The sequence below is a fragment of the Rhodococcus sp. OAS809 genome (genome assembly GCF_040546695.1).
Classification (GTDB): domain Bacteria; phylum Actinomycetota; class Actinomycetes; order Mycobacteriales; family Mycobacteriaceae; genus Rhodococcus_F; species Rhodococcus_F qingshengii.
Genome location: NZ_JBEPOI010000002.1, coordinates 96482 through 115285, shown reverse-complemented (window position 1 = coordinate 115285; position 18804 = coordinate 96482). Strand labels below are relative to the sequence as shown.

Annotated in this window: 18 protein-coding genes; 5 read left to right on the top strand and 13 right to left on the bottom strand. The window is 61.2% G+C overall.

Annotated elements, in window-relative coordinates; translation table 11 throughout:
* Positions 1-7 precede the first annotated feature (7 nt).
* Positions 8-415: a globin gene (locus ABIE52_RS03685; RefSeq protein WP_003944464.1), complete on the top strand. Its 408-nt coding sequence runs from the start codon at positions 8-10 to the stop codon at positions 413-415.
* A 4-nt stretch (positions 416-419) separates the two neighbouring features.
* Here ABIE52_RS03685 and ABIE52_RS03680 read toward each other — a convergent pair whose 3' ends face one another.
* Positions 420-848 (bottom strand): cupin domain-containing protein, encoded by a 429-nt coding sequence (locus ABIE52_RS03680; protein ID WP_256938606.1) that lies wholly within the window; start codon positions 846-848, stop codon positions 420-422.
* 170 nt (positions 849-1018) lie between these two features.
* Between ABIE52_RS03680 and ABIE52_RS03675 the strand changes: the two genes are divergently transcribed.
* Entirely contained in the window at positions 1019-2617 is a 1599-nt protein-coding gene (locus ABIE52_RS03675) for a glycoside hydrolase family 13 protein (RefSeq protein WP_007730939.1), read from the top strand.
* A 29-nt stretch (positions 2618-2646) separates the two neighbouring features.
* Here the strand turns inward: ABIE52_RS03675 and ABIE52_RS03670 are convergent, their stop codons facing one another.
* The 12 genes from ABIE52_RS03670 to ABIE52_RS03615 form a co-directional block, all read right to left on the bottom strand.
* Positions 2647-3333 carry a DUF8010 domain-containing protein gene (locus ABIE52_RS03670; protein WP_007730934.1) on the bottom strand — a complete coding sequence of 229 codons (687 nt, stop codon included), beginning with the start codon at positions 3331-3333 and terminating at the stop codon, positions 2647-2649.
* Complete coding sequence (locus tag ABIE52_RS03665) at positions 3326-3745, bottom strand: acyl-CoA thioesterase (protein ID WP_003944573.1); 420 nt, start codon at positions 3743-3745, stop codon at positions 3326-3328. Before ABIE52_RS03665 ends, ABIE52_RS03670 begins: the two co-directional genes overlap by 8 nt.
* The gene (locus tag ABIE52_RS03660) at positions 3742-8589 is read right to left on the bottom strand and encodes an NAD-glutamate dehydrogenase (RefSeq protein ID WP_192712947.1); all 4848 of its coding nucleotides are present in this window, start codon (positions 8587-8589) and stop codon (positions 3742-3744) included. The genes ABIE52_RS03665 and ABIE52_RS03660 overlap by 4 nt, the downstream gene beginning before the upstream one ends.
* Positions 8590-8688: 99 nt before the next feature.
* Entirely contained in the window at positions 8689-9108 is a 420-nt protein-coding gene (locus tag ABIE52_RS03655; protein ID WP_003944475.1) for an acyl-CoA thioesterase, read from the bottom strand.
* A 4-nt stretch (positions 9109-9112) separates the two neighbouring features.
* Positions 9113-10792 carry an energy-dependent translational throttle protein EttA gene (gene ettA / locus ABIE52_RS03650; protein ID WP_007730925.1) on the bottom strand — a complete coding sequence of 560 codons (1680 nt, stop codon included), beginning with the start codon at positions 10790-10792 and terminating at the stop codon, positions 9113-9115.
* Positions 10793-10958: 166 nt separating this feature from the next.
* Complete coding sequence (locus ABIE52_RS03645) at positions 10959-12137, bottom strand: acyl-CoA dehydrogenase family protein (protein WP_192712946.1); 1179 nt, start codon at positions 12135-12137, stop codon at positions 10959-10961.
* A gap of 127 nt (positions 12138-12264) precedes the next feature.
* Complete coding sequence (locus tag ABIE52_RS03640; RefSeq protein WP_007733370.1) at positions 12265-12504, bottom strand: hypothetical protein; 240 nt, start codon at positions 12502-12504, stop codon at positions 12265-12267.
* On the bottom strand, positions 12501-12704 hold the full coding sequence (locus ABIE52_RS03635; RefSeq protein WP_256938605.1) for a hypothetical protein: 204 nt from the start codon (positions 12702-12704) through the stop codon (positions 12501-12503). Before ABIE52_RS03635 ends, ABIE52_RS03640 begins: the two co-directional genes overlap by 4 nt.
* On the bottom strand, positions 12701-13036 hold the full coding sequence (locus ABIE52_RS03630) for a TetR family transcriptional regulator (protein WP_308252543.1): 336 nt from the start codon (positions 13034-13036) through the stop codon (positions 12701-12703). The genes ABIE52_RS03635 and ABIE52_RS03630 overlap by 4 nt, the downstream gene beginning before the upstream one ends.
* Before the next feature lie 74 nt (positions 13037-13110).
* Positions 13111-13905 carry an IclR family transcriptional regulator gene (locus tag ABIE52_RS03625; protein WP_192712945.1) on the bottom strand — a complete coding sequence of 265 codons (795 nt, stop codon included), beginning with the start codon at positions 13903-13905 and terminating at the stop codon, positions 13111-13113.
* Positions 13906-14222: 317 nt separating this feature from the next.
* Positions 14223-15269, bottom strand: a complete 1047-nt coding sequence (locus ABIE52_RS03620; protein ID WP_042446088.1) for a phosphotransferase family protein — start codon at positions 15267-15269, stop codon at positions 14223-14225.
* Positions 15266-15898 carry a TetR/AcrR family transcriptional regulator gene (locus ABIE52_RS03615; protein WP_007733365.1) on the bottom strand — a complete coding sequence of 211 codons (633 nt, stop codon included), beginning with the start codon at positions 15896-15898 and terminating at the stop codon, positions 15266-15268. Before ABIE52_RS03615 ends, ABIE52_RS03620 begins: the two co-directional genes overlap by 4 nt.
* 160 nt (positions 15899-16058) lie before the next feature.
* On the opposite strand from ABIE52_RS03615, the gene ABIE52_RS03610 reads away from it, so the two are divergent.
* Genes ABIE52_RS03610 through ABIE52_RS03600 form a run of 3 tightly spaced genes read left to right on the top strand, consistent with a single transcriptional unit; the run spans position 16059 to position 18804 of the window.
* Positions 16059-16922 carry a CoA transferase subunit A gene (locus ABIE52_RS03610; protein WP_007733364.1) on the top strand — a complete coding sequence of 288 codons (864 nt, stop codon included), beginning with the start codon at positions 16059-16061 and terminating at the stop codon, positions 16920-16922.
* Complete coding sequence (locus ABIE52_RS03605; protein ID WP_042446091.1) at positions 16919-17677, top strand: CoA-transferase subunit beta; 759 nt, start codon at positions 16919-16921, stop codon at positions 17675-17677. Before ABIE52_RS03610 ends, ABIE52_RS03605 begins: the two co-directional genes overlap by 4 nt.
* A complete protein-coding gene (locus tag ABIE52_RS03600; RefSeq protein ID WP_054826992.1) occupies positions 17674-18804 on the top strand; it encodes an NAD(P)H-dependent flavin oxidoreductase in 1131 nt (376 codons plus the stop codon). Before ABIE52_RS03605 ends, ABIE52_RS03600 begins: the two co-directional genes overlap by 4 nt.

The following is an 18804-nucleotide window of genomic DNA, read 5'->3' as shown; positions in this document are numbered from 1 at the left end:
ACTTGCCATGAATGACGTACAGCACGACGTGCAGCAGACCTTCTACGACGCCGTCGGCGGAGCCGAGACGTTTCACAAGCTCACCGCGCGATTTTACGAAGAAGTCGCGAAGGACGAGGTTGTACGCCCGCTCTACCCCGAGGCCGACCTCGGCCCGGCCGAGCGGCGGATGCGGATGTTCCTCGAGCAGTACTGGGGCGGACCGCACACGTACTCGGAGGAGCGTGGACACCCGCGTCTGCGGATGCGCCACAATCCATTCGTGATCGGCCCGATCGAGCGTGATGCGTGGCTGCGGTGCATGCACGTCGCCATCGCGTCCATCGACGAGAAGACTCTTAGCCCGGTGCACCGCAAGCAGTTGATCGACTACATGGAGATGGCTGCCGCGTCCATGGTGAACTCCGCTATCTGACCGTCTACTCAGCCTTCGGCCTGAACACGCGCGCGACCCGGCGGGCTGCTCGTACCCCGAACGACACCGTGGGATGCAGGGGCGAACTCAAGATTGCATGCTTGCGCACGTACTCTTCGACCTCCCACTCCGACCAACTGCCCGCACGGAAGAGTGCGGCATCGCCGACACTCAGGGTTCGCTCGGCGATTCCGTCGGCCTGAACGGTGACCGACCCTTCGATGATGTGCACGATTTCGTCCGCGTGGAAGTACCAGCGGAAGCGCCCCTTCGTGCAATCCCAGACGTGTGTAGTCGTGGTCCCGTCTTTACTCGCCGACCATTGCGCCGACCGTGCAACCGGTGTGCCGAAGATTATCCAGTCGCGGTTGATCGGATCATCTTCGAGCAGTACATGATCCAAACTGACCGCTTCGATTGCCGACAAAGTCAAGGCCAAGCCCCCTTGGTTGAATTCCCGAATACTTCTCCCCCGGCAGTAACACCAAAGTTGCCACATGGTGTCACCGCGTGAATGCAAAGTACACCAAGGCTAGGTAAAGAGTCACGCTTTTGCCGTGTCCAAGTCGTGAGAGTGCCAGACGTTTGGCACTATGAACTGCTGTGAGCACCCCCGCGGATTCGTCCTCTGTAAGCCGGCCCGAAGCCCCGTGGTGGAACGAGGCGGTCTTCTATCAGATCTATCCGCGTTCTTTTGCCGATTCGGGCAGCGACGGTATCGGCGACCTCGGCGGAGTCGAGGAGAAACTCGGCTACCTCGAACTGCTCGGCATCGATGCAATCTGGTTGAGCCCGGTGATGAAGTCACCGATGGCAGACCACGGCTACGACGTCTCGGATCCTCGCGACATCGATCCCTTGTTCGGCGATCTGGCGACGATGGATTCACTGATCACGTCAGCCCACGAACGCGGAATCAAGGTCACGATGGACCTGGTCCCGAACCACACGAGTGATCAGCACGAGTGGTTCAAGGCAGCCCTGGCGTCGGCGCCCGGTTCTGCGGAGCGATCCCGTTACATCTTCCGAGACGGCAAAGGTGAGAACGGCAACGAACCGCCGAACAACTGGCCGAGCATCTTCGGCGGCCCGGCGTGGACCCGCGTCACCGAAGCCGACGGAACACCCGGCCAGTGGTACCTGCACATCTTCGCCAAGGAACAGCCCGACCTGAACTGGGACAACCCCGAGGTCTTCGACGACCTCGCCAAGACTCTGCGGTTCTGGCTCGAGCGCGGAATCGACGGATTCCGCATCGACGTGGCCCACGGAATGGCCAAGCCCGACGGTTTGCCGGACCACGACTGGGAGCTCAACGAGCTCATGCGCAATTCCGACGACGACCCGCGGTTCAACAACCCGGCAGTTCACGAAATCCACCGCGGCATCCGCAAGGTCATGGACGAGTTCCCGGAGGCGATGACCGTCGGCGAGATCTGGGTGAAGGACAACCAGAAGTTCGGCGAATACATCCGGCCAGACGAACTGCATCTCGGATTCAACTTCCGACTTGCAGAAACCGAATTCTCCGCCGAGTCCGTCCGGGAGGCCGTGGAGAACTCTCTTGCGGCCGTCGCCGAGGTCGGGGGTGTGCCCACGTGGACGCTGTCGAATCACGACGTCGAACGTGAAGTCACGCGCTACGGCGGGGGTGAGATCGGAACCCAACGCGCACGGGCGATGATCCTCGTCGAACTGGCGCTTCCGGGCGCGAGCTTCATCTACAACGGAGCCGAACTCGGCCTGCCGAACGTCGACCTGCCCGACGAGGCACTACAGGACCCGGTCTGGGAACGATCCGGACATGCCGAGCGAGGACGCGACGGCTGCCGAGTGCCCCTTCCGTGGGAAGGAAGCGAACCCCCGTTCGGATTCACCACCGGTGCGAGCACCTGGTTGCCGATGCCACGCGAGTGGTCGACACTCACGGTGGAGGCGCAGATCGAGGACGTCGACTCGATGCTCTCGCTTTATCGCGCCGCCCTCGAACTCCGTAGCGCCAGGCCGGAGTTCTCCGGCGCCGACATCGATTGGTACGGCAGTCCCCCCGGCTGCCTCGCTTTCCGTCGACGCGGTGGTCTGATCTGTGCTCTCAACACCACGGAGGTGCCGATCGCACTGCCGAACGGGCAGCTGCTGTTGAGCAGCGCGCCACTCGTCGACGGTCAACTACCCGTCAACGCTGCGGCGTGGCTGATCTGAGAGAACACCGCACCCGCCACCTGTAACTCCTATCGTGCGACCATCAGCGGTATCGAACCACCGCGGTGACGGTAGATCGAACCGAACCGTGCATCGAGCCGCACCCAGGATTTGCTCGCCCGCACCCGCACCAGTTCCGAGGCGTCGATCTGCTCGAGGTCGATGTCGGCGGTCATCGCCTCGGACCCGGCGTGCGGAACGAATCCCATTGCGGTCAAGGCAAAAATAACCCGCATCGAGATCCCGACCGTGCCGGACGGACCACTGACCTCGAGCACGTCCTGATCGAGCAACGACGCCGGCGGACCGTGACTACTTCCATGCTCCAGTGCCAAGGCGTTGCCCCGCTGCGCCAGTTCGATCAGCACCCGGGCGGGTACGTCGTCCAGGTGCTCGAAGCCGTCCATCGGCGGCAACGCCCCACGCCACGCCGAATCCATGGCGAACCCCGGATCGATCAGCTCACTTGTCGCCTGCTCCACCGCCGAGAGCAACTGATCGCCGGCAGCCGAGGTGTCGTCAGGGTTGATGGTGCCCGCCACGGTTCGCGTAGCGAGAGCGTCGAAACCCGTTGACGCCCAAACGCTCAGGTGAGCATCTCCGCGTCGACGCATCCGGATGACCGTGGACTCGTCCAAACGCAAGGCATGACCGATGAAGCCGGCCAAGTTCTTTCGCTCGGCCTCCTCGGGCACGGTCAGTACACGTTCATGCACGTTGCCAGCTCTCCAAGTACTCGCGCTCGGGCCCGCTGAGGCGACGCAAACGTTGAGTGTCGATATCGAAGGCCGCGATCTGAGTCGACGCCACGATGGACGGCGGGACACTGAGATCCGCACCGCGGGGGCGAACCTCGTACGCGATGGTGAAGTCCACCGCGCGCACCTTTTCCACCCACATGAAGACGTCGAGCGGCGAATCGTCGTGCCGCAGTTGGCCGCGGTACCGCACATGGAGATCGGCAATCACGGCCCCGTCACGCAGGGTGACCGTCGGGCGCGAGTCTTCGAACAACCAAGGAATCCGCGCCTCTTCGAGCAACGTCACCATCCGTGCGTGGTTGATGTGCTGGAAGGCATCCATGTCGGACCACCGAACCACAACTTCGGCGTGGAATCCTTCGCTCAACGTCCTACCTCCGATCGGGTGCCCATGCTGCGCACCATGCTACGAACCTGACGCGCCGCCACCGAGAGCGTCGCGAGGTCAAGCGTCCCAGACTCGAAGATCTCGACGAGAGCTGCCCTCGCCCGACTCAGCCGCGAGGCGTTGGTCGACTCCCATTCGTCGATCTTCTCCTGCGGCGACTCCCCCGGCTCGCCGCCGGCCAGAACCTCCATCGTCAACTGCCGCAGCGAACTGTAGAGGTCGTCTCGCAACGCGAGCCGAGCGAGCGAGTGCCAACGATCGCCGCGCTCGAGTCCCGAGACCGCGCTCAGCAACCAGTCGATTCCCAGATGCGCGTCCAAGGCGTAATACAGCTCCGCGACTTCGGTGATGTCGTGATCTGCGATGTCGGCGATATCCGCGATGTCGAGCAGGCAGTAGACATCCAGCAGTCGGAACACGTCCAGCGCCAACGCTTCCGGAGCCCCGCGATCGATCACCGATTGAGCCCGCACCAGCAGATCGTCGAGTTGATGGCCCGCAAGCAGCCCCGGGACCAGAGGTGCCGTAGCCCGATACGCCGCCGAGTAACGCGCAACCTCGGCGCCGACGGCGATCGGCTGGGGCCGATTGGCCAGGAACCACCGCGACGCGCGGTCGAGCAAGCGGCACGACTCAACGATCAACTCGTTTTCGATCTCTGCACTGACGCCCGCCGAGCGGATTCGCGACCACACCTCGTCGAGCGCAAACACCTCTCGCACAGCGGCGTAGGCACGGATCGAGTCCGTACTGCTCGCTCCGGTCTCCTCGGCCAAGCGGTAGGCGTACGTGATTCCGCCGTTGTCGATCACTTCGTTCACGAGCATCGTCGCGACGATCTGCCGCCGCAACGGGTGTGCCTTGATCTCCGTTTCGAACCGATCGCGAACAGCGGTCGGGAAGTACTGCGGGATCTGCTGGGCGAAGAAATCGTTGTCCGGCAACTCGGTTGCGAGCAGATCGTCCTTGAGTGAAAGCTTCACGTGCGCCGTCAGCGTCGCCAATTCCGGCGACGTCAGACCCATACCGGCCTCGAGTCGACGCTCGATCTCCTTGTCGGTCGGCAACGCCTCGAGCTTGCGGTCAAGGCCACGTGCCTTGGTCAGATCCGTCAACTGACGGCGGTGAACACCGAGCATCTGAGAAGCGGTCACGCGGGAGATTCCGAGCAGCGCGTTCTGAGCAATGTTGTCCGCCAACACCAGCGCCGCCACGTCGTCGGTCATCGACGCCAGCAACGGATTCCGTTCCTGCGTGGGCAGTAACTGCGAACGCACGAGCGAATCGAGAAGAATCTTGATGTTCACTTCGTGATCGGAGCAGTCGACGCCGGCCGAGTTGTCGATGGCGTCGGTGTTGATGTGACCGCCGCTGGCGCTGAACTCGATTCTTCCCAGAGCAGTGACGCCGAGGTTGCCGCCCTCCCCGATCACCTTGACCCGCAGATCTTGACCGTCGACACGCACGGCGTCGTTACTCTTGTCGCCAACCTGCGCATTGGTCTCGGTCGACGCTTTGACGTATGTACCGATTCCGCCGTTCCACAGCAGATCCACCGGTGCCGACAGAATCGCCTGCATCAATTCCGGCGGCGAGAGCTTCGTGACCCCCTCGGCCAGACCCAGTGCGATCCGGACGCTTTCGGCGATCGGAACCGACTTGACCGTGCGGTCCCAGACGCCGCCACCTTCACTGATCAGGCTCTTGTCGTAGTCGGCCCATGACGACCGTGGCAACTCGAAAAGTCGTTGACGTTCGACGAACGAGCTCGCTGCATCCGGGTTCGGATCGAGGAAGATGTGTCGATGGTCGAACGCGCCCACCAGACGGATGTGCCGACTGAGGAGCATTCCGTTGCCGAACACGTCTCCGCTCATGTCGCCGACGCCTACCGTCGTGAAATCCTCGGTCTGCGTGTCGACCCCGAGTTCGCGGAAGTGCCGCTTGACGCTTTCCCAGGCGCCGCGAGCGGTGATACCCATGCCCTTGTGGTCGTATCCCACGGAGCCACCGGAGGCAAACGCGTCGCCGAGCCAGAAGTCGTACTTGGCGGCAACCGAATTGGCGAGATCCGAGAACGTCGCCGTGCCCTTGTCCGCGGCGACCACCAGGTAGCGATCCTGATCGTCCTTGCGCACCACTCGATCCGGCGTCACAACTTCGCCGGTAGCCGCGTGCACGTTGTCGGTGATGTCGAGCAATCCGGAGATGAACGTGGTGTAGCAGGCCTTGCCGGTTTCCAGCGTCGCCATTCGATCAACGGCCGGATCACCCGTCGGCAGAGGCGGATTCTTCACGACGAAGCCGCCCTTGGCGCCGACCGGCACGATCACCGCGTTCTTGACGGCCTGAGCCTTCACCAAGCCGAGCACCTCGGTGCGGAAATCCTCGCGCCGGTCGGACCAGCGGAGCCCGCCGCGCGCGACTGCGCCGAATCGCAGGTGGACGCCTTCGACCTCGGGTGAGTACACGTAGATCTCGAAAGCCGGCCGCGGCTTGGGCAACTCGCTGATCCGTGAGGGATCGAGCTTGACCGACAGGTAGTCGCGAGAGCGGCCATCGGCGTCGACGACGTAGAAATTGGTACGCAAGGTCGCCTTCACCAAGGAGAACATTCCACGCAGAATGCGATCGGCATCCAAGCTGAGTACCTCGTCGATGGACGCACGCAACTGCTCGTCCAATTCGGCGACGCGAATGTCGTCCTGCTTCTCGGGGTCGAACATCGCCTCGAACAACTGCACCAATGCAAACGCGGTCTGCGGGTGTGTAAGCGCGATTCCTTCGATGTGGAACTGACTGTACGGAAATGTGGCCTGGCGCAGATACTTTGCGTAAGCACGCAGCACCACGGCTTGCCGCCAGGACATTCCGGCCCGCAGCACCAACTCGTTGAATCGGTCAGCTTCGGCCCGGCCGAACCAGACTGCACCGAATGCAGCCGTGAATCGCTTCTGGACCTCGGTCAGCGGGGCGGTACTGGTCTCGAGCGGCACCTGCGCATCGAGGTCGATCTCGACCGACGCCCGAAGATCCGCCGGTACCGACAATCCGAAATCGTAGATCCAGCACTGAACGCCGTCGAGTCGCTGCACGACGTGCGGCCGCTCGTCGAGAACTTCGACGCCGAGTGACTGCAGCACCGGTAGCACCTGGCTCAACGAGATACCGTCGCCGCCGACGAAGAGCGTGAAGCGCCAGGCACCGGGCGCGGAGTCCACAGCACGATAGAGCAGTACGTCGATCGCGCCTGGCGCCAACGCCTCGAGTCGGGCGATGTCGGCCAACGCGCGTGACGGTTCGAAGTCCTCCTTGTATCCATCGGGAAGCACCCGCGAATACCGCTGCACCAGTTCCGGATCCACACCCGGACTTTCACGAACAAGGTCGTTGATGCGGTCGTCCCAGCTACGACTGACTTCGGTCAACAGAGCCTGAACTCGCTCGCGGTTGGCCTCGGAGACATCCAGATGAACCGGCTCACTGTCCGGATCGCGCCGGATCGTCACGTGCAACAGCGCAAGATCGTTCTCGGTAACCCGGGCGGTGTAATCGACTGTGCCTGGTCCGAATTCGCGCCACAGCAGGTTTTGCATCGCCAGTCGCACCCGCGTCGTGTACCGGTCGCGGGGTAGGTACACCAAGCAGGACACGAAGCGTCCGAACGTGTCCTCGCGGACAAAGAGTCGCACCTGTCGACGCAGCCCGATGCTGTGCACGGCGTGGACGGTCTCGAACAAGGTCTCGGCGTCGCTCGAGAACAACTCGGTGCGTGGGAACGACTGGATGACCTCGAGCATCGCCTGACCGGAGTACGAATGCAGGTCGACACCGGCACGCGCGATGACTTCGCGAACGCGGCGCTCGATCAGAGGAATCGCGAGGACGTTCTCGTGGAGTGCGACCACGGTGAACACACCCAGGAATCTGTGCTCCCCCACGATGTTTCCCTCGTCGTCGAGGATCGAGACACCCACGAAGTACGGGTAGACAGCGCGGTGCACCGTGGCGGGGAACGATCCCTGCGTCAGGACCAGAAGCGGTCGATCCGGGAGATCTGCGACGGGAGGCAAACTCATCGGGCCTTCGGTGACCGCGTCGGAGCGCAGCACGCCGAGCCCGCTGCCGGCGACCGTGCGTGAACCGTCCTTCGTACCCTCGAATCGCCGGTATCCGAGCACGGCATAGTTTCCGTCCGCCATCCACCGCAGCAGCCGAGCGGTATCGGAGAATTCTTCGGGGGTGATCCTCCCGGAGGCAGTTTCTGCAGCACTCTCCAACTCGTCGGCAACGCGCAGTTGCAATGCCTTCATGTCCGGGGTGTCACCAACCACCTGGCGGACGTCCGCGAGCACCTTGCCGAGGTGTGCTTCGATCGCGTCGAGAGCGGAATCCTCGACTTCGGAGTCCAACTGGACGTGCATCCAGGATTCTTGGATACCGCTGTCGCCCAAGGACATCAGATTGCCCGAGTCATCGCGTTCAACCGTCAGGATCGGATGGGCGAATTGACTGATTCCCACACCTTGTCGGTTGAGCATCGCGGTAACGGACTCGACGAGCAACGACATGTCGTCGGTGACGATCTGGACGGCAGCGCCGAGACCCTCGGATCCTGACGGGCGGTACACACGCCATACGGCCGTGCCCGGGGTCCGCTGCCTCCCGAGCGCAAGATGCGCGAGCAGGACTCGATCCGATCGACCGTTGATGACGTCGTCGCTGTCACCCTCGTCGATATGCGTGAAAAAGGCCTCGCGAAGACGCGTCAACAACGTCGCTTCGTCGAGGCCTGTGCCCTGCTGCCGTACACGGTCTGTCATTCCTGGCTCACATCCTTGTGGGTTCTGATCGCCGCGACCAATCTCTGACTCGAGACTAGCCGCGGCAACCAGTACCTAGGGTGAACTGAGAAACGAAATCTACGATGTCGTCATCTGAACAAGCGATGCTTCGAGCACCGCGCGTTCGCTGTCCGCCAGCGGTCTGGACTTTTCGGACACCGTGTCGAATCCGACCATCAACGCGTCGCCGAAAGCGCATTCGACACCCGCGTTGTCACGGATGACGTGCCGAACCGTGAACGAGGAAGTCCCGACGTGAGTCGTGAAGATCTCCACATTCAAGGGACCGGACCGATCGGTGACCGGCTTGAGGAACTCGACGGTCATCTTTCGAACCACGAGGTATCCCGGCCGGCCGCCGAGCGGCGCCAGTTTCGCTTCCAGGAACTGGATGCGCGCTTCCTGCATGTACTCGACGTAACGCGTGTTGTTGACGTGACCCAACCGGTCGGAATCGCCCCACCGGACCTGGATCTGCGCTGTGTATACGTCGGACACCGGATCAGTCCCTGGTGAGCTTGCGGTGAGTGACGCGGTGCGGGCGTGCGGCGTCGGGGCCGAGTCGCTCGACCTTGTTCGCCTCGTAGCCCTCGAAGTTGCCCTCGTACCAGTACCAGGCTGCCTCGTTGTCGCCGAAGCCACCTTCCCACGCAAGGATGTGGGTACAGGTCCGGTCCAGGAACCAGCGATCGTGCGAGATCACGACGGCGCAGCCGGGGAACTCTTCGAGAGCGTTCTCCAGCGAGCCGAGGGTTTCGACGTCGAGGTCGTTGGTGGGCTCATCGAGCAGGATCAGGTTGCCGCCCTGCTTGAGCGTCATCGCCAGGTTCAGGCGGTTGCGCTCACCACCGGAGAGGACGCCGGCCGGCTTCTGCTGATCGTGACCCTTGAAACCGAACGAGCTGATGTACGCACGCGAGGGAAACTCGGTCTGGCCGACGACGATGAAATCGAGCCCGTCCGACACGGTCTCCCAGACCGTCTTCTTGGGGTCGATTCCGGAACGGTTCTGGTCGACGTAGCTCAGCTTGACCGTCTGACCGATCTTGACCTCACCGGCGTCAGGCTCCTCGAGACCGACGATGGTCTTGAACAGCGTCGTCTTACCGACGCCGTTGGGGCCGATGACGCCGACAATTCCGTTGCGCGGCAACGTGAACGAGAGATCCTTGATCAGCACGCGGCCGTCGAAGCCCTTGTCGAGGTTCGAGACCTCCACGACCACGTCACCCAGGCGCGGCGGTGCCGGGATCTGGATCTCGTCGAAGTCGAGCTTGCGCGTCTTCTCGGCTTCGTTCGCCATTTCCTCGTAGCGATCGAGACGAGCCTTGTTCTTGGCCTGGCGGGCCTTGGCGCCGGAACGAACCCATGCGAGCTCGTCCTTGAGGCGCTTCTGCAGCTTCTGATCCTTCTTGCCGGCAACTTCGAGGCGTGCAGCCTTCTGCTCCAGGTAGGTGGAGTAGTTGCCCTCGTACGGGTACAGGCGTCCGCGGTCGACTTCACAGATCCACTGCGCGACGTGATCGAGGAAGTAGCGATCGTGAGTCACGGCGAGGATTGCGCCGGGGTAAGCAGCGAGGTGCTGCTCGAGCCACAGGACAGATTCGGCGTCGAGGTGGTTGGTGGGCTCATCGAGGAGCAGGAGGTCGGGCTTGCTCAGCAGCAGCTTGCAGAGCGCAACGCGTCGCTTCTCACCACCGGAGAGGTGGGTGACCATCTCTTCCGGCGGGGGGCAGCGCAGGGCGTCCATAGCCTGCTCGAGCTGCGAGTCGATCTCCCACGCATCTGCGTGATCGAGCTTCTCCTGCAGCTCGCCCATCTCTTCCATGAGCTCGTCGGAGTAATCCGTAGCCATCAGCTCGGCGATCTCGTTGTACCGCTTGAGCTGGACCATCGTCTCTCCGAGACCGTCCTCGACGTTCTCGCGAACAGTCTTGGTCTCGTCGAGCTCCGGCTCCTGCATGAGGATGCCGACGGTCGCGCCCGGAGCCAGGAATGCCTCGCCGTTGCCCGGCTGGTCCAGTCCGGCCATGATCTTGAGGATGCTGGATTTACCAGCGCCGTTCGGTCCGACGACACCGATCTTCGCGCCGGGGTAAAAGCTCATCGTGACGTCATCGAGGATGACCTTGTCACCGTGCGCCTTGCGCACCTTCTTCATCGTGTAAATGAACTCAGCCATGACCGCCAGCCTATCGGTGTTTGCCCTATAACCCACATTGCGCGTTGGCCGTCACTCCGATGCGGGTTCTGCGGACAGTCCGAGGTCATCGACCAGATTCACCGACATGCTCATCGACCCCCACGAAAACCGCGATGGGGACACCTCCGGGTGCCCCCAGGACGGCTCAGATCATTGCCCTGTGGATGCCCTTCGGCTCGCCACCGAGCTGCGAGAGCGTCGACGCATGGAAAATGGAGCCAGGTACGTGGATCGCATGTGCCAAACCGGCATGAGCATCACGCCAGAACCGCTGCATCGGCGTGCTCAACTGCAAAGCCCCACCACCGGAACGAGCAAAGATCTCGTCCACCGCACGCACCGCCCGCCACGCAGCAGCAGTCTGCGTACGCCGACCGATCGCACGAAGCTCGAACGAAACTTCCTGCCCCTTCTCCGTCATGTCCCAGAAACGATCCACCGTCTCCAAGATCGCAGCCCGAGAAGCAGCGATCTCGGCCGCCGCCTCACCGATCGCGAACAGCACGTACGGATCTTCCTTGATCGGAACACCACTGACCGTCACCCGCTCACGCTGCGCCGCCATGTTGCACGCCAACGCACCCTCGGCGATACCGATCAACGACGAAGTGATCCCCAACGGGAAAATGCACGAGAACGGGAACTTGTACAACGTCTCCGTACGACCCGCTTCCTTCCACGCCGTCCCGTCGAAAACCTTTCCGGCGTCGATCGTGCGGTAGGTGGGCAGGAACGCGTCCTTGACGATCAGATCCTTCGACCCGGTTCCGCGCAGGCCCACGACATTCCAGCTGTCCTGGTCGATGTCGTAATCGGAGCGCGGCAACAGCACGTGCAGAATCTTCGGCGGCATCAACGGCTTACCGGACTCGTCACCGACCATCGCACCGATCATGATCCAGTCACAATGATCGGTACCGGACGAGAACGACCAACGACCGTTGAGGATGTACCCACCCTCGACCGGCCTCGCCACACCCATCGGCGCATACGGCGACGCCATCCACGTATCGGGATCGGTTCCCCACACCTCTTCCTGAGCCTTGCGGTCGAAGAACGCAAGCTCCCACGGATGCACACCGACGATGCCGCTGACCCAGCCCGTGGCACCATCCATCGCACCGATAGCCATTGCCGTCTCGGCGAATTCACGCGGATGCGCCTCGAGGCCACCGAACTCCTTCGGCTGCAACATCCGGATGACGCCGGAGTCGCGCAAACGCTTCGCGCTGCCGTCCGTCAAGCGCATCAGCTTGTCACCCTCGACCCCGTCGGCGCGGATCTCGTCGGCGAACTGTGAGATATTGTCCAGAACCTGACCCATGATCTTCCGCCTCCATTGATAGCCCGCCAACCTTCAATAAAGTAGAACACGTTCTAGAAAAATGCGGAAGTAGAACGGCCAGTTCGTTCAGCGCCGATCAATACGAATGCGACAAGGCCAGTGGCGTTCAGGTCGACACGTGCCCCAGTCCCGCGGTCAGAATGCGAATACACCTCATCGCAACTTCCGCAGGCGAGCCGTCGCCATACGCCGGGGAGTCCCCGTCAACCCACGCGACAACGGCCATCCGCTGGGCCGTGTTCGCTGCAATTGCAAGCAAACGCACTTCCAGTGGGTCTGCGCCGGGTCCCATCAAATCACGCAGTACGAGCACCAAAGCAGTCTCGGTGTCGTTGACCAAGCTCACCACGCGTTCCGAAGCGCCGGATCGCCAGGAACAATCCTTTGAAGTCGGCGAATCAACGCAATCGCATCGGGTGTTGCGGCAGGTGAATTCAGTGCGACGCGGGCGGCGGATGCCATCACCTGAACAACAGGCGTACCCGGCGAACTGGACGCGATATACCCGAGCCATTCGTCGATCCCGTTGGCGAGTATCGGCCTCACCGCATCTTCCTTCGTCCGAAGTATCGATAGAACGTGCGAAGTCCGATTCCAGCTGCGCGTGCAATGCCCTCGGCGGTCACCGGATTCTCGCCGCGAAGGACAAAAAGCTCTGCAGCACAACGTGATATCTCCAACTTTGCCTGCTCCTTCCGCCGTTGGGTGAGCGACGGGGAGTTAGACACTGAACCATGCTCATGCCAGTATCGCACGGTGCGCCACCGTGCTTCGGAGTCGAACAGGAAGAACCCTGGCATCGGCTGCGGAAGCCATGTACCGTCCACTTCGCCTTCGATCAGTTCCGCCACCGGCTGGACATCGAGACGCCAGGCCACCTCGTCTCACCCCCATCGCCATTTGACGCGATTCGAGGCGGCAGCGCAGGACCAAGTCTACGGATCATCGACGTTCACGAACGCATACGCCTGGGTCCCGCCGACGGCAACGCTCGCAGTTCACGCATGGTGCGTTGAACATCGAAATGTGTCGCAGTTTGGCCAACCGCCCCCCAAATCGATGACGCTACAAGGCGGACAGGTACCGCACTTCGGTAGTCGAGTTTGAGCATCGCGGACGGACCGGAAACAGCAACGGCAGCAATCGCGTTTCCTTGCGGCCCAACCGGTGCAGCAACGCAATTGAGGCCGGGACTCAACAGCCCCGCGCCGTACGTTACGCCGGTATCACGTATTCGACTGAGTTCCTGCCTTAGAGTCATCGGCGCTTCAGCGCCCACAGGGGAGCCTCCGAACGCAAGGAGCGCACGTCCAAGAGCCGACCTGTCGGCCGAAGAACGTTCGCCGACACGAGTAGGAACTACACCGGACAGCATTCCGCCGATCTTGTCGAGGTAAACGACATCCGGCGCGTCCAGCACTCCGAACTGCACTACCAGTCCGGTCACTCGATGCAACTCGCGGAGGAAGGGCAAAGCGACCGAATACAATCGATCCTGTTGTATTGCAAGGCTTCCCAGCTCCATCAATCTGATTCCAAGGCAGTAATCAGTGCCATCCCGCCGGAGCCACTTCTTGGCGACGAGCTGCTCGAGCATGCGATGCACCGACGAACGAGGCAAGCCGGTAATTCGCGAAACTTGACTGAGAGTGAGCTGTCCGGACACTTCGAAAGCATCCATGACCGACGCCAGTCGATCCAGGAACCCCGCCGGGGTCGTAGCGTCTGCACGAGCGGAAGCTTGCATGCGAATTCCTTGAAGTCATTCCCACAATTTATGGTGCATGTGGGGCACGTGGAGCCGAAAAGCGCTACCGGGCTTACTGGTTACGGCCCGCTGCAACAGCACCGCGACACCAGGCCGTCCGTCACCGTCGGATGTTCGAACGATCTCAGTGTGACAAATTGTGCCATGTTGACATCGGGTGTGAAGAGAAAAACCTCAGGAGCATTCACAGAAGGATCACGGTGGACGTTAACGCCGCAACATGAACAGAGAATGGCGAAATACGTTGCCCCGGAGGCATATTCCACTAGACCAGAAAGTCGCACGGAAGATTTCCGTCAAATCCGTTGGGCCATTCGCCACGCTTGTGCCGCAAGCCTGTCCGCCTGGGCGCCGAACGATTCCGCCGACCGCTCGATTTCGCCCATCGCGCCACGTAGCGTGCGGCTGTACACACCCTCGACAATGCATGCGATCTTCCACCAGTTGAACGCAATGTAGAAGTCGATATTGAAGTCCGCATCTTGTTGGGCCGCAGAGATATAGACGTCCAACAGCTCATCGCGCGACGGGAAACCTTCGATTCGAGTCGGAGCATTCTCCAATGCACAAACATCGTCATCGGGTTCGGCCCAATAGACCAACAGTTGGCCCAGGTCTGCCAAGGGGTCACCCACCGTGGCCAGTTCCCAATCCAGTATTCCGGCGATCACGCCGTCGGCGCCGACAATGCAGTTGTCAAGGCGAAAGTCACCGTGCACGACGCTGCTACTGCACTGAGGGGGAATATTTCGAGACAACTTGGCATGTGTGCGTTCGAGGTCGAGGCTATCTCGCACACGATCACCCTTCCAGTTCCGCAACCACCGATTCAACTGACGATCGATGTAGTCCGTCCGATCGGCCAGAGCATTCCATCCGATCTCACGAGGGTCGACCGAGTGCAGGGCGGCAAGATTGCGAACCAGTTCCGCGGCCAATCCGGCTCGCGTTTCGTACGGGATTTTCGCGCGTACTACCTCCGGATCACGCAGGACTGCGCCGTCGATGAAGTCCATGACAAAGAACGGAGCACCAGTCACAGATTCGTCAATGCACTTGCCTACAACGATCGGTGACGGAACCGGCACGTTCTGCAGTCGCTCGAGAATGTCAGCTTCGCGAATTACATCATGGGCGGATGCATGCCTGATTCCGAGCGGGGGTCGACGTAGCACCCATCGAGAACCTGCCTCGTCGCTCACCGAGTAAGTCAGGTTCGAGCGTCCACCGGCGATCCGTTCGAATTCGAGCAATCCTTGCGTGGCATCGGGCAGATACTCACGGAACCACGCCGCCACCAGGGGCTCACACAAACCGTTGTCGCCCTGCGGTGCCAGGTTCACGACCTCACACCCTCACGCGCGGGACCACTTCCGACAGATGCTGATTTCAGCGGCGCATCGATGCCGTCGAGAAACACCGAAACGACGGCATCGGCGAGCTCTGAAAGACCGAACTCCTCTGTGGGGCTGAACCATCGGAGCGACAACCACACAGCGTCGCGAATCAGTCCGTAGAGAATCTCCGCCGGCAGGTCCGATCGAAACTCGCCTGCGCTCATTCCGGATTCGATAACAGCGATCCAGGCGTCCTTGGTGCTACGGGCGGCCTCACGGATGTCGTGATAGGAGTCAAGTTTCCGGAGATAGGTGCTGTTGTTCTGATAGATCTCGGAGGCGTGTGGGTGCGCCTGACTGACCTGAAACGAAGCTCGAACCAGCGAACCGAGGCGAGTACGTGGGTCACCGGCAGATTCCAGGATCGACCCGTATGCGCTCGTGAGCGCCTGAAGATATTGTGTGACAATCGTATTCGCGATTGCATCCTTCGATGGGAAGTAGTGATAAAGGCTTCCGGACAGAATTCCCACCGCATCAGCGATATCGCGAACTTTGGTGCCCGCGATCCCCTTGGTGGCGAACAGTTCTGCAGCCTGTTCGAGTATCAAGTCGTGACGATCCGACCATTCCATTCAAGTCCTCCTGACGAGTCTTCACGTGTCACCTCTGACGAGGTTGCAATTTTGACTCTATACCGCGAATCAAACGTTTGCTACAGTCGCTCCGTACCGCGTAGCAAACGTTTGATACGAGACTTTGAGCGCTCGTGAAATACCAGGAGAGGACGGACGCGTGTCGGACAAGACAATGTCGGAAGCAGATGTCGTAAGTCGACTGAGATCGGGAATGACAATCGGAATCGGCGGGTGGGGTTCGCGCCGGAAGCCGATGTCACTCATCCGAGAGATCCTCAAGTCAGAACTGACCGATCTGACCGTTGTGTCGTACGGCGGAGCTGATGTGGGGTTGTTGTGCGCAGCCGAAAAGGTTCGAAAGGTTGTGTTCGGTTTCGTCTCGCTGGACTCGATCCCCCTGGACCCTCACTTCAGAGCAGCCCGACAGGCTGGTCGTATCGAGGTCAGCGAATACGACGAGGGCATGCTCCAATGGGGCCTGTACGCGGCCGGGATCCGTATGCCCTACCTGCCGACTCGCGCGGGACTCGGTTCCGACGTCCTCCGGGTGAATCCGGAACTGCAGACGATCGTCGATCCTTATGCGGGCGAATCATTGGTTGCGATGCCGGCGCTCCCCCTCGATGCCGCGCTGGTACATATGAACCGCGCGGACATGCATGGCAATGCCCAATACCTCGGGCCGGACCTGTACTTCGACGACCTGTTCTGCCTGGCTGCCGAATCGGTCTATGTCTCTTGCGAACAAGTGGTTCCCACTGCGGAGTTGACCGCGGATGCACATCCGTCGACGATTCGAATTCCCCGGTTGCTTGTATCGGGAGTCGTTCACGCTCCAGGTGGTGCGCATTTCACATCCTGCGTACCCGACTACGATCGTGACGAGGCTTTCCAACTCGAATATGCCACTGCAGCAAAAGATCCAGAAGCTTGGCAACGCTTCGTCGACCGATATCTGTCCGGCTCCGAGGCCGACTACCAGAGACTCGTCGCTGCGGAATTCGAAGGAGTGCCGGCATGAGTGACGCCACTCGGGCAGAGGTCTGCGCGATCGCGTGCGCCGAGGCGTACCGAGGCAACGGTGAAGTGATCGCGAGCGCATTCGGCGTGATACCTGCAATCGGTGTGCGATTGGCGCGTCACACTTTCGAACCCGATCTCGTTTTGTCCGACGGAGAAGCGTCAGCCGTGCGCGGCACGTGGGCCGTCGACCGAACTCCGGCAGGCGAGGTCGAATCGTGGTTGCCCTTCAACCAGATCTTCAATCTCGTCTGGAATGGCAAACGGCACATCATGATGATTCCCACGCAGCTCGATTCCTATGGGAACTGCAACATCTCCGCGATAGGTGATCATTCGCGGCCGACAGTGCAACTCTTGGGAGTCCGCGGAGCGCCGAGCAATACCGTGCATCACCCGACAAGTTACTGGGTGCCGAAACACAGTGCACGCGTTCTCACTTCACAGGTCGACATGGTTTCCGGTGTCGGAAACGACAATGCACGCAAGGCCGGACCGTCGGCCAGCCGATACCACGAGTTACGACGAGTTGTCACAAATCTCGCAGTTCTGGACTTCGAGCCGGATAGCGGACAGTTGCGTCTGGTGTCGACTCACCCCGGCGTAACCGTCGACGAAGTAGTAGCCGCAACCGGGTTCGAACTCCACCTGCCCAAAGCCGTACCCACTACTCGAACCCCCACAAGCGAGGAACTCGACCTGATTCGCAACGTCATCGATCCACGGAACCTACGTGACAAGGAAGTACCGGCATGACCGTGCCGAACTCAGGTACCGGGCCACTGCACACCCGTATCTGCGAACTCTTCGGTGTGAAGTATCCGATTGTGCAGACCGGCATGGGGTACGTCTCGGACGCCCGACTTACGGCGGCCACAACCAAAGCCGGCGGTTTGGGAATCATCGCCGGGGCGATGCTGACCTACGACGAACTCGTCAGCGCCATCGATTACGTCAAAGACCGCACCGACCAACCATTCGGCGTGAACTTGCGAGCCAACCAGGACGACATCGATCGCAGAATCAAACTTCTCATTCGATCGGGGGTCAAGATCGCCTCCTTTGCGCTCGCACCGAACCAGGCGCTGATCGGCCGACTCAAAGATGCAGGCCTTGTTGTCGTGCCGTCGATCGGAGCTCGCAGACATGCCGAGAAAGTTGCAGCGTGGGGAGTTGACGCAGTTGTCGTTCAAGGCGGCGAGGGCGGCGGACACACAGGCGCAGTCCCCACGAGTTTGCTTCTGCCACAGGTAGTCGACGCCGTCGACATCCCCGTGATCGCGGCAGGCGGATATTTCGACGGCCGAGGTCTCGTCTCAGCACTCGCCTACGGTGCAGACGGAATCGCGATGGGGACTCGCTTCATGCTCACCAGCGATTCGCCGGTGTCTCAGGCAGTCAAAGATGTCTATCTCTCGAAGTCGGTCAACGACACCGTGGTCACACTCGAGATCGACGGGGTTCCTCAGCGTGTGCTGCGCGCAGGAACGATCGATCAACTCGAATCAAGCCACGGACCGACGCGCATGTTACGTGCTGCCCGCAATGCTGTTGCTTTCCAACGTCTCTCGGGAACACCCTGGTCGAAGTTGATACGTGAAGGCCTGGAAATGCGGAAGAGCCACGAACTCGGCTGGCGGCAAGTTGTGATGGCCGCCAACGCACCGATGCTGTACCGATCCGCACTCCTCGACGGCCGCACGGATATCGGAGTCATGGCGACCGGGCAGGTCGTCGGACTGATCGACGACATCCCCAGTAGCGCAGAACTCGTCGAACGCATCATGCAGGACGCGGAGGCCGTCCTTGCTCGACTCACACCCGCACCCGAATTGGACAGTCGAGTCTTGTCAACTGAAAACGTGAAAGGAACAACGAACTGA